This window comes from Gabonia massiliensis, assembly GCF_001403595.1.
GTDB lineage: Bacteria > Bacteroidota > Bacteroidia > Bacteroidales > Coprobacteraceae > Coprobacter > Coprobacter secundus.
The window spans coordinates 887,170-899,952 of sequence record NZ_LN877940.1; the positions used below are offsets into that span (position 1 = coordinate 887,170).

At 36.0% G+C, this 12,783-nt stretch carries 6 protein-coding genes; all 6 read right to left on the reverse strand.

Annotated features, from left to right (window positions below; all coding sequences use genetic code 11):
• Positions 1–16: 16 nt before the first annotated feature.
• The 6 genes from BN2628_RS13495 to BN2628_RS13520 all read right to left on the reverse strand — a co-directional run bounded on the left by BN2628_RS13495 (position 17) and on the right by BN2628_RS13520 (position 12,757).
• Positions 17–3,226: a SusC/RagA family TonB-linked outer membrane protein gene (locus BN2628_RS13495; RefSeq protein ID WP_055100405.1), complete on the reverse strand. Its 3,210-nt coding sequence runs from the start codon at positions 3,224–3,226 to the stop codon at positions 17–19.
• A 262-nt stretch (positions 3,227–3,488) separates the two neighbouring features.
• A complete protein-coding gene (locus BN2628_RS13500; RefSeq protein ID WP_021931850.1) occupies positions 3,489–5,012 on the reverse strand; it encodes a T9SS type A sorting domain-containing protein in 1,524 nt (507 codons plus the stop codon).
• Between the two features lie 28 nt (positions 5,013–5,040).
• Complete coding sequence (locus BN2628_RS13505; RefSeq protein WP_021931849.1) at positions 5,041–5,772, reverse strand: hypothetical protein; 732 nt, start codon at positions 5,770–5,772, stop codon at positions 5,041–5,043.
• Positions 5,773–6,110: 338 nt separating this feature from the next.
• Entirely contained in the window at positions 6,111–7,286 is a 1,176-nt protein-coding gene (locus BN2628_RS13510; RefSeq protein WP_055097697.1) for a heparin lyase I family protein, read from the reverse strand.
• A gap of 6 nt (positions 7,287–7,292) precedes the next feature.
• A complete protein-coding gene (locus tag BN2628_RS13515) occupies positions 7,293–11,462 on the reverse strand; it encodes a polysaccharide lyase family 8 super-sandwich domain-containing protein (protein WP_055097699.1) in 4,170 nt (1,389 codons plus the stop codon).
• Positions 11,463–11,488: 26 nt separating this feature from the next.
• Positions 11,489–12,757: an MFS transporter gene (locus BN2628_RS13520; RefSeq protein ID WP_044224334.1), complete on the reverse strand. Its 1,269-nt coding sequence runs from the start codon at positions 12,755–12,757 to the stop codon at positions 11,489–11,491.
• Positions 12,758–12,783: the final 26 nt, after the last annotated feature.

Below are 12,783 nucleotides of genomic sequence, written 5' to 3' on the forward strand. Positions count from 1 at the left end.
TTTTACATTTTATGGATTAGAAACTCAAACTAACACCGAATACAAAAGAGCGGCTTCTTGGATATGCACTCCAGTCTACACCGGGAGTTAGACCCGTTGAATTTCGTGTGCTTACTTCAGGGTCAAATCCGGTATATTTGGTCCATGTAAACAGATTATTTCCAGTAGCGTATATACGCAATGTACTTATTTTTGCTTTACTTGTCCAATGTTTAGGAAATGTATAGCCTAAAGTTATATTGTTAATGCGTAAGAACGAACCGTCTTCAACAGCCCATGAGTGTATTGTCGATTTATCACCACTTTGTAAATTTCCAACTTGAGCAACGGTTTTTCCGGCATTTACTGTCCTTAGTACATTGGCATCAGTTATAGTCTGTCCATCTGCACCTACGGTAATCCAACGATTGCTGCTATCATATATAGCTGTTGAAGTCCGGTTTGACTGTCCGATAAGACCCGTATAAAATTTAGTTGCATTGAATACATCGTTACCATAACTGAAGTTTAAGAAAATACTTAAATCAAAACCTTTGAATGTAAAGGTATTAGTTAATCCTCCATAAAATTTGGGATTGGCATTACCTATTACTTGCTTATCTTCTTCGTCAATAATCGGGTTTCCTTCACTATCGGTTTTTCCTCCATTATCTTTATATTTCCAGAACCCCGGTTCTACGTCTTTATTGGCGACACGGGGAATACCGGGTTTTAATTGGTATTTTCCATTTGCGTCAAGAACAAATTGGCCGTTTGCATCGGTAATAAAGTCGTCTACCTGATACAAACCGTCTGTTACATATCCGTACATTAGCCCGATAGGTTCTCCTACTGCAACTAAATAATCACTTGGACCATCTTTTTGCCAGTTAGACGAAGTTAAGAACGAATCTCCGTCAGACAAGGCCAGAATTTTATTTTTGTTATGAGAGATATTTAGGGTTGTAGTCCATGTAAAATTTTTATTTGTAATATTGGTACTTGTAACAGATATGTCGACACCTTTATTTTGCGTTGCTCCAATATTGCGAATTATGGATGAATGCCCGGATGATAGAGGAAGTTTAGCATTCAGCAACAGATTACTTGAACGATTGATGTAAAACTCGGGAGCAATTACCAACCTTTGGTTGAAGAATCCCAAATCCAATCCGATATTGAATGTTTTATTTGCTTCCCATTTCAAGTCTTCATTAGGAATAGCCATTGGATAGTATCCCGGTGTTGTTCCATTACCGGAAGGGGTTTGTGACGAATCCCATAAAGCAAGAGACTGATAGCTGGAAATTCTGTTATTTCCTGCCATACCGTATCCCGCACGTAGTTTTAAGTCTGAGAATATATCTAATTGTTTGATAAACGTTTCTTCCGATAAACGCCATGCCGCAGAAACAGAAGGGAAATAACCCCATTTATTATTTTTACTGAATTTAGAAGAACCATCTGCGCGGACAGTTGTCGTTAACATGTATTTATCTTTATAATTGTAGTATACACGTCCAAAGAATGACAATAGTTTGTCATCATCGTTAAAGGATGAGCTTAAAATTCCTGGAGTTGCGACACTTATGTTGTTAAGTCCCAATTGGTCGTCAGGGAAGTTACTTAAAGGTATACCTAAAGTTCGAGTCCAGGTTTTTACCCATTCCTGACCGGCTAAAAAGTCGATTTTATGACCCGATTTCAATCTTAGATTATATTGCAGTGTGTTAGATGTCTGAAAGCGTCCGGCTTCGCTGGTAGCTATATTTCCTGTAGGGGCACCACTTCTTTTTGCTGTAGTTGATTCTGAAGTGTAGAATGCATTATTACGTTGTGTACGGTATAACATCCCGGTTGAGTTTTTAAAAGTGAAACCTTTTAATATTTCAACATTGATACCTCCGTTACCGCTGAAAATTCTTAATTCTTTGCTGATTTGTTCTGCACGGGCCGAAATCTTAGGATTTTGAATACTATTATCATCATCGTCTTTCCACGGGTTATTAGGTAATTGGATAAATTCTTCATCGCTCCAGTCTTTACCGATTGTAGGTTGGTAGGTTAGTATACTACTCATTTTACCAAAGTTACCTTCTCCCTCGGAAGTTCCCATACCTTCTGTTTTTTGATTAGTGTAGTTAAGGTTTACATTTATTCGTACCCGTTTGTTGATTTTATGATCAAGTTTCAATCGGATATTGTCTTTTTTCAGACCACTTTCGAGCATAATGCCTTTATCACTAAGATGGCTGTAAGAAGCACTGTATTTTAGTTCTTTAGTTCCTCCTGATACATCTACTTTATGATTTTGTACAAATCCTGTACGGAAAACTTCATCTTGCCAATTAACGCCTTTATTGGCATAGTTAGTTCCGATTTCCGAAAAATCTCCATAGAATTTGTTGAAGTTATCAAAGTTTCCGTCTTTAATAGCAATACGTTCATAATCAAGGTATACAAATTCTTCAGTGCTCATCATTTCGAGTTTTTTAGCGATGTTACGTACTCCGAAATAACCGTCATATGATATTTTTGCTTTGCCGTCAGTCCCTCCCTTGGTCGTAACAACAACAACACCATTTGCACCACGGGCTCCATAGATAGCTGTAGAGGATGCGTCTTTAAGAACATCTATAGATTCGATATCTGCAGCATTTAATGCCATGAAAGCTGCAGATTCGCTGGGAAAACCATCAATGATGTACAGAGGCTCATTATCTTGAGTGATGGAGATACCCCCGCGTACTCGAATTGAAATTCCGGCATTAGGATCACCTTCAGTTTGTTGTACGTTTACTCCGGCGATGCGCCCTGCCAGAGCTTCTGCTACGTTAGATACAGGTGCTTTGGCCAGTTCCTCAGCATTGACAGATGCAACAGAACCCGTAATATCTTTACGTTTCATTGTACCGTAACCGATAGCAACTACTTCATTCAGCTCTACAGAAGCTGATTCGAGTTTCACAGTCATCGTTTTTTTATTGCCGACTTTTATTTCCTGAGTTTTCATTCCAATAAAAGAAACAATAAGCGTTGATGATGGTGTAGCTTTTATTTTAAAATTGCCATCTATATCGGTCGCTGTGCCTGTTTTAGAACCTTTGATTATGACACTTACACCAGGAAGAGGTTCATTATTGTCGTCTACGACTTTGCCGATTATGTCAGATGTCTGAGCTGAAAGTTGGAATATGGCAAAGAAAGACAGCATGATAGTAAAAAACAATTTTCTACTGTTTTTCATAATGTTAATATTAGGTTTTTTATTATTTCGCACGTTATAAATATATTTTATCCGGTGGTTATATTCCATTTTTGTAATTTCGATTGTATTTTACAATTGTGGGGAATTCTTTTGTTATAGTTTTGGAATTATTATTCCGAGTTATTTATATCGTTTTTTATTGAATATTTTCTTCTTTGAATTAGAAAAAAGGCCCTGTTAGTTTTGTTAGGCAGGGCCTTTGCAATTCAGTAATTGTGTATAGTTAAGATATGTGGTGTTTTTATCGTTTTACAATGCGTTTAACAACTTGGCTACCATCTGATAAGATGATTAGGGCTTGATAATATCCGGTCGGTAGGTTCGCGATAGAAATTTGTCCGGCCGGTTGAGCTATTTGCATAATCGTTTGACCTCCGATGTTCGTAATAATGATGTTTGTAATTGCTTGGTCTGCTGAGACATTCAAAATACCTTGGGTCGGATTTGGATAAATATTTACAGAAGTATCATTGGCTTTTGTGTTTTCGATACTTGTAGTAGTATCCTCGTCAAGAATTTTAAAGTCTTTAATACGGATTTTAGTCTGTTTTGCTCCGACTGTTCCGTTTTCTTGAGGTGCAGCTTTGAACGCAAAAGTTACACTATTAGCGACAAGGTTTAATGGTTCGTTGACATTTACCATTGTTGTATTATCTAAACCCGCTTGTTCAGCTGGTATTATATTTTTCTTAATGGAAATCCATGTTGCAGTTTGATAATTGTCTTTGTAATCTAATGAATAGAACAATTCAATATTTGAATACAATTGGTCGGCTGCTTCTTTGCCAGTATAAAATTGGATATATTTAGTTCCTCCGGCAGATAAATCTATTTTAGGAGAAATGAACCAATTTATTGTACCAGGATTATTTTTACAATTATCTGTCCATTCTACAGTATTAGGTATTTGCCGATATAGACCTTTGTCGTTTTTGTTGGTAAGAATTGAGAAATCACGGCTTTTTGTTTCTCTGTGTGATGCCCATCCGTTGAATTCCCAATTAGAGGATTCCTTAATTATTTCGGAATAGCTCTTTTGATCGATAAAGGTAGAATCTGCTGCATTTATCAGTTCGGGTTTATAATTCCATTTGGCTTCGTAAGGAATGGATTCGATTAATTCTTTTTCTTCCAATGAGATTTGAAATTTTGTAACTCTGATTTTTGTTTGAGCAGAAGCATCTCCAGAATAATTGTCATCTTTTGCTGCTCGAATAGCTAATACAACTGTTGGCGATGTGATATTTGTAGTAACAGAGATTGTCGTTAGTTTACTGTCTCCAAGGCCACTTTGGTCTTCTGGGATAAGATTAGTCTTTATCGGAGTCCATTCTGTAGTATTGACATCCCCGGTATAGTTTGTCGTATATAACAATTCTAAATTAGAAATAGCTGTATTTTCTTTTCCGCATTTGAATGATATTATTTGGGATGTTGTTTTATCTGAAAAATTAAATACTGGGGAAACTAAGTATGATATTTTTATACTGGTTTGTTGTCCGTCTACAAATTCCATAGTATTGCTTAATGGTGCTCCTTTCGAAAAAGCAATATAGAATGGCTTATCTCCTTGTCCTGCAATAGAAGTCCATCCTCCTAAATCATAGAGTGATTGATCATCTGAGGGTTTACCTGTATTGGAACCAACATTGCTTTCGTCTGCATATTTCCAGTCTGCTGTATATGGGAATGTTTCTATTGTTTCAGCGGAAAGACTTCCTCCAATTATTAAAGCTGAAATAAGAGTAAAAAATTTCTTCTTCATAATCTTATTATAATTTAAAGTTAATGTATTATTTTATATATATATTATTTAAATTTATATTCTGTTTTTCTCGAGCTGCATATACCCAACGGACAAAACGAGCATCAGAAGGGAGTGATAAATTTAGTTTTTCTGTCCCAGTGAAATCCCCTGGTTTATAAGTTTTCAAGTTTATCCATTTTTTTCCGTCTACAGATGTTTCTACATCAAATTCTCCGTTAAAAGTCGCTCCTCCGACAACTGTAAGCTCAAAAGTTGCTTCTTGGGCTGGACTATCATATGCAACAAAAAAACCGATACCATCATTTCCCATTCGTACTACTGTCGGTTTGCTGTAATCTATTCCATATCCTGCCCAAGATTTGGGATTGGTAAAATCTGTATTACAAGGATTAGTTTTTGAAAAAGCTATATTTAGAGGTAGCTTTCCGGGTACAAGTTGGTGTACAATAATATTCCAATCTTTAGAAGAACCATCTTTTTTATTTATTGTTATTTGTTTAGATTTTGTATAATCATTATTCAGAGAAGTTGATTCTGATATAGAACAGTTACTTAATAGCTTATACTTTACAGGCAAATTTTTTATGTCTAAAGTTCCGTCTATAATAGTTTCGATCACACTTGCAGTTTTGTTATTGTTTTTAAGGAGGGTTTGAGTAAGTGCGCCTTCAACTTTAAAGTTTGCAAATCCTTGTGCGAAAAGAGTGCTACTAAAAAATAACGCTGTTGAAATAAGAATAATTGTTTTACGATTCATATTGTTTTTCATTTAGAAATTTGTTAACTGACTTATATTGGATTAATACCGATTTTTCACTTTGCAATTTTACAGACTTTCTTATTAAGAGGCTTTCTCTGTTGTTGAAAAGAATTTTACATTTGTTGAAATGCCTTGTTTTTAGCCTTTAAAAGTTTCTTTTTTATTGAAAGTAAAAAGTGTCAGATAACCTTTTTGCCATTAATTAATAATCTTATTTTGGTAAAATGCGATGACGCGATAATAAATAAAAAAATGCTCCGGTCAAAATTTTCCGGAGCAAATAAAGAAATATTTTAGATAAGATTCTAATTTTGATAGATTTTTAACATTGCAGATTAATATTCTTTATATCCTGCTAAATTGTAACAAACAGGAACAGTACTATTTCCTACTCGATAGATACCAAATTTGAAATAATATCCGTTTTCATCATTACGTCCAATGAGAATCTGTTCGTTATTTACGATGTGCCGGTCTATTTTTTCACCATTTTTATCATATGACATAATGACGTCTAATGCTCCGGGTTTGAGGATGTTCTCATTTTTTCCTCCATATATTGTCCAGTTTATGGTGATATTGAAAGTTACCCATGTATTTTTAGGGAAATCTGAAAAAGGTTCTTTAAATGCCAAAGTAGATGCTTTATATTTTGATGTAAGAGGTTTCATCACTTCTCCTTTTTCTGGGTCAATGTTGCATCTATCCGATTTATCAGTTAACCATTTTCGGTCAGAATTGGCTTTAATATAGAAAAATCCTTTATTGAAGCCAAAAGCCAGAGGAGGATATCCCCCTTGTTCTACTATCCAGCCGTTTGGTTTCTTACCTGCTTTGTAAACAGGGTTTCCGTTTTTATCAAGTTTGGGAGAACCATTAGCATTGGTTACCGCAATTTTATCATAACCGGTGTCTTTTTTGAAAATTACCTTTTCCCAAATTTGAGAGAATTCTTTATCTGATACTTGCTTTATCACACCTTCTGGAGTTTTTAATAGTGTACGGTCGGGCATACCGTGCCATTGAGCGAAAATAGTGTTTACTGAAGCATCCAGTTCACTGGGAACGTATATAGAGAATTGATAGTGTTTTGTACTTCCCTGAGGACATTCACCTTTCCCATAATGATACACTTTTTTAGCTCTGATTGCATACTCCAATTGTTCTGCCGAGAGATTTTTTATATGTTCTTTTGTTGCATAACAATAAGATAGTTCTGCACGACCTTTGGTCTCTCCTACGTTATATCCGGATAGAGTATTGTCATTTTGTTTTAATTCGAATCGATAAGATGGTTTACCATTGAATGTTCGAGTATAATCATATTGTATGGCATGTTCTTTTTTGCTTCCAACGGCAACCCACTCTCCGTCAATAACAGAAGTTTGGGGAGCAACGGAGCCTTGGATATCGACTCTTGTAGTAATAGGTATTAATGTCTTGTTTTGTGCCGCAATTGTTAGTCCGGAGAATAGGCATAGTGAAATAAGGACTATATTTTTATTTTTCATTGCAAATTATTTTTTAATGATTTGTTTTACTGTTTTTCCTATAATTACCAAATAATGTCCAGAATTGAGTGTCGATAAGTCTATACTTATATTTTTTCTATTGTTTACAGGTATAGACAAAACTTCCCGTCCACTGATATCTGTAATTCGTATATTTGATTCTATTGGTTGGGCCAGGTCGATAAAGAGCTTGCCTGTTGTGGGATTGGGATAGACTGATATGTTGTTTTCTTTACTGAAAAAATCTATTCCGGTATTCAGTGGGCTTAATTTGACAGACAAAGATTCGGCATTGATACCGTTAAATCTCAATGTGGTAGTGTTGTTTGCTGGGTCGTATCCTTGATTTTCCACTTTTTCATTGGTATCGAGAATATCCCATTTTCCGTTTATTATGACTTCCACAGGTTCTATTTCACTTTCTAAATATTGCTTAGATGCAGGGACCGACCAAGCTTGAATCGGGAATTGCCCGAATTCGTTTCCTTTTTCATAATAACCTAAATCCGGATTGGCAACAGTAAGGGAAATATCTTCGTTTTCTGAGTCTATCCAAATAAGGCAAGGTTCGGAAGTTTGATGAATATATTTGTCTTCTATATCTGTATTTTCTGTAAAGATAGTCAAACCTTTTGTTTGACCATGTGTAACAATATGTGCAATATTGTCTTGTCGTTCAATAATATAAAATTTATCAGGATCAGAAGCTAATTCGGATATATATTCTCCTCCTCTTACCCACACAGCATATTCATATGTTCCATTGTTTATTTGGGAACCATGATTTATCCAGACAGTTGCATAATCTCCAGAGGTGGCATTTTTGTTTTTATCGTCCATAGATTCTTGTGTACTTCTTTGGATATGTAGGCCTTTAGCGTTGGCTATGTAATATCCATTTCCGGCTATATCTGTTAACGTAGCTGGCCTTTCTGTTGTTAAGTCTTGAGAGTAGGATAAACCGGTAATATTTTCTCCGTTTATCTGAATTGGTGTATCAGGGGAAGGTAATAAATTTTGGAATATTGTAGTATGGGTGTCGTAACTTGAAGTTGTATTATCAATATCGGAACCTAAGGCGACAATCAGGTCATCAAAAAAGAAATATGATTTTAGTGCTGTCAGCTTGGGCTTAACCCAAGTTGAACTACTTTGTCCTTTAGTCCGATCAGAAAATTTAAATCCGTACGCTCCGTTTTTTCCGTCAGTGACACCACTGGCGAATGCTTCATTTGAGAAGCGAGGCCATTGAAAATTTTTAGCATCAGCTAATACTTCTGCAAGGGATAAGTTCGGTACGGTAGTTCCTGGGATATGAGTCCAATCATATCCATCATATCCGACACCGCTGGCTTCTGCAGTTACTATTCCATTCGAATCTCTTCCACTATATATAGACAACTGTCCGAAACTTTGATTACGTCCATACCAGTTTTCACTACCGTTTGTTTCAAAATCCCAAACGTATTTGCTGTAACCTTTAACTGTTGCTAACCAGTCAGAACGACGATGTATTTGTGTTGCTGCAAAAGGAAAAGTTCGATTTAATTCTGTCTCGATAGTGGGTGTAGTTGATGCTTTTAATCGATTGCACATTTCGATTGTTCCTATACCTCCTATGAAATTAATTTCACAAGCTACATTCCGAATCATTTTGGTTTGTACTAAGTTATATGATGGGTCATATAGGTTGGCAAAGATACCAGCTATTTCGTCTTTTAATTTTCCTTCTGGTAGTACTTCGTATATATAAGCATAAGCAGGGATTTGGTTCAATATATTGTTCAACTGATTGGGGAAGCGTCCACAAAGGCCTCGTGATATATCGTATTTTCCACTATATTGGCTGAATGCTTGTAAGCCTTTGGCAACGTGTTCGACGGATACAGGATTGATACTATACGATGTATTATTTAGTACGAAAGCCATTTGAGCGGAAACGTGCATGGCTTCAGTGACATATCCGTTACCCCATACTCCTAAATGATGGTATCCGGTGTAGTCGGGTTTCAAAAATCCATCCCAAGCTCCGTGGGGAGTAAGGGCATTATTCAACACTTGTATAAGGTAAGACATTTTTTCTTCTCTCTGTAATACAGAATCGGCTGCTGTGAGTAAATACATTAGGCGGTTATTATACATAGTACGAACTCCGTCAGCACGGCTTGTATTACCTTCTGCATCGGCTGACCAATCACTTTCTCCTCCTTCGATTTCAAGGCTATTGGGAACTACCCATCGGGTTGCCCATTCCATCATTCTCGTTACTTCGTCAAGCCGTCCGCTTCTTTCTAATTCTTCTCGCATTAATAGGGATGCATAATAATAACCTGTTAATCTTAAATAGATACCTCCTCCTGCAAAGTGTAACTCTCTTCCTGATTTGAAATTTCGTATACTTAAGTATTCATATAATTTCATAATTTCCGCAAGAGTAGATGGATTGTGATAATCTGGGTTGGGGTTATCGTCTGGTCCTTTTAGATTATAAGCTAAAGCTAAGGGAAATAATGCATTACTAAATAGCTCCCGGACAAGAGTAATATCGTTGGGCGATGTATTTTCGTCCAGATTAAAATCAGTTAGACCCTCTGCATTCGGATCATATTGCTGGGCATTTGTGTGTGCCTGATTGAATCGACTCAATAGAGAATTATATCGGTTGAGTGTCGCATTATAGGTATAATCCGTATTATCATTTCCGGTAAGTAGTTGCATATAACGATTGCGTATGATATCTATATCGGAAAAGGGGGTTGCTATGCAAGATATGATATCGCTATTTTCTCCGGAAGAAGTTTTGATAATAGCATATATGATATGTCTGTTGTTTCCATTTGTATTGATATCAAAAGTTTGAGGTATTCCTCCTTTCAGGTAATCGATATGAGTCCCGTTCAATATTTCGTCAACAGATGGGGTAGATATATTATCTTCATATTCCTTGGAAATATAATATAGTGTTCCACCATCATTTGCAGAAAATTCTAAAGTTATGGATTGAGAGTTTTTCGTTAGCGGGAAAAGATATTTGATAGTTAAGTTTTGTTCGGTTGAGAATACGGAACTTGATTGCACGTCAGATGTATTGCCTGATTTATCACGAGCAATAAAATACAATTTTAGGTTTTGTGCAGTAGGAGCGTTTAGCGTTTGGGTGATAATTTGGTTCGTTGTATTGACTGATAGTTGGGAGCTGTTTAGTAGTTCTTCTTCTGAAGGTTCTGAATCGGCACTCTGTATTTTCCAGAAAAGAGTAGATAGTTCGTTGCTTTTGAAGGAGAAGTCTATCGATGAGCGAGTTATATTTGAAATTTTTGTTTCTGAAATTATAGGAGCCTCATTATCTGTTGCTTTCCATACTTGAATCTTTTTTCCGTCGGCAATATATAGATTGTCATTTTCATCGGTAACAATACCATAGGGAGCAGAAAATTCTCCTTCGAATTTATTTTTCAATGTCCCATCGGAGTAGAATTCATAAACGCCCATCGAAGTATCTGTAAATGAGTTTATAATTAGATTCCCATTTGATATACTTGTCATGTATACCAGTCTGTTATAGGTATCGACATTATTTTCTCGTTTTATTCTGAAACCGACATTTGCGACATTTCCGTCGAATGATAAAATATTGAGAACACCCGTATTATAATCAACAATGAAAGTATTTTTTTGTTGATCAAAATATACCTTTCGAGGTTCTCTAAAATTATCAACACCTTCTGTTTGAGTAATTTCGGTTTTATTATTACCGTCTATAATAGTTATTTTGCTTGCTGATGCGATATATAGTTTTTCATCTGGACCGAATGTTACTCCATTAACTTTTTCTTCGAGAGAAATTGTCTCATTTGTGTTACTGCCGTCAGCATTGTATATAGAGACTCTGTTTTGTCCTCGTTCGGCAATGTAGATTTTACCGTCGTTATTCACATCGACATCAAAAGGTGTACTGAGTCCAGAAATAAGGGTAGTACCTTCTTTTTTGTGAAGGTCGTATTTGTATATTGTTTTTCCTGCTACAACATAGATTATATTTTCCTTCAGACACATACCTCTTGCATCTCCAGGTAGAGATATATCGGAATTCGCGTCATGAGAAAATGTCTGAGCATGTAATTCTGAAAATAATATACAAAATAAGAAAATTAAAAAATAACAATATTTATTCATAGTCGAGAATATTTAAAAAAATAAATTTATGCTTTTTTCCGAGATAATAATTCCTTGATAGATATTGTTCTATTATTAACCAGAGGTCTGGCCCAAAATGAGATACTGATGATATATCCCAATGTAATAAGCATCGACAGTAGGGCTATCCGCAACCCGAACGTATCTGCCAAAGAACCTACAACGACCGGACCGATGGCGCCTCCGACAATACCTGAGCATAGAATACCTGCAAACGAACCGTGGTGTTTGTTTACAGAGTTTAGTCCTAAGGACATGATAATCGAAAACATGACAGAAATTGTAAACCCTATCAGCGGAAAACAAAACATGGAAATTTTTGCTGTTCCGAATAGGCTGATGCACAATAAAATGATAGTCAGAAATCCTGCGTAGCGAAGCACTATTTTAGAATCGAAAAGTTTGAGAGCGACTAATCCTGCCAGACAGCCCAACGACATAAGTCCCCAAAATGTCCCGACTACAGCAGCTCCTTCAGTTTGTGGATTTAATCCATGATATTGCTCCAGAAATTTAGATATCCAGTTGGCTATACCTTGTTCGGTAGCTACGTATGCTAATATACCTAAGAAAAATAAGTAGACATATTTATTATGTAATAATATTTTATATGATTCGAAAGAGCCGGATTTTTCTTCTTCCTGTAATTTCATTCGAGGGAAATGTACCTTAATTACAATAAGTATAATACAGATTAGAATGACTGTGAATATCCAATATAAAGATACCCAAGGTAAGTTTGGAGGTGTAATGTTTGATAAAAATCTCACAACAATTCCTGTGTGAGTATTTATTGATGTTAATTCCCTTACTAAATAAGAATATATAAAAGGGCTGACAAAGGATGCAAAGCCGAAGACGAGCTGCCCCATTACAGAGAAGAATGCAAAATTTTCTTCACCTCCGGCAACCCGGGTCAACGGATTTATAACGGTTTGTAACATCGCCATCCCTAATCCGATGATAAAACTCGAAGCAAGTAGAATAGGATAAGAGGGCATCAATGCAAAAATCAATGAGCCGATGAATGGCATAGAGAATCCCATGAGCAACACAGTCTTTTCGCTGTATTTTTCGATTAAGATTCCGGCAGGGATAGACATGACAGCATAGGCCAAAAAGAATGACATAGGTATGTATCCTGCCAGAGAGAGTTGCTTCAAGTCGAAATTACTGATGATGTCGGGAATGAGTGGACCCAGAATATTTGTAATAAATGATATTACAAACCAGAAAAGCATAATCAATGCTACTATACCGTAATTCCTTTTCATTTTATTTATGATTTATGTATAACCAA

Bases quoted from the DNA above. Each gene is read 5' to 3' on its own strand.
- BN2628_RS13500 (WP_021931850.1), bottom strand. From the start codon at position 5,012: ATGAAGAAGAAATTTTTTACTCTTATTTCAGCTTTAATAATTGGAGGA.
- BN2628_RS13495 (WP_055100405.1), bottom strand. From the start codon at position 3,226: ATGAAAAACAGTAGAAAATTGTTTTTTACTATCATGCTGTCTTTCTTT.
- BN2628_RS13515 (WP_055097699.1), bottom strand. From the start codon at position 11,462: ATGAATAAATATTGTTATTTTTTAATTTTCTTATTTTGTATATTATTT.
- BN2628_RS13510 (WP_055097697.1), bottom strand. From the start codon at position 7,286: ATGAAAAATAAAAATATAGTCCTTATTTCACTATGCCTATTCTCCGGA.
- BN2628_RS13505 (WP_021931849.1), bottom strand. From the start codon at position 5,772: ATGAATCGTAAAACAATTATTCTTATTTCAACAGCGTTATTTTTTAGT.
- BN2628_RS13520 (WP_044224334.1), bottom strand. From the start codon at position 12,757: ATGAAAAGGAATTACGGTATAGTAGCATTGATTATGCTTTTCTGGTTT.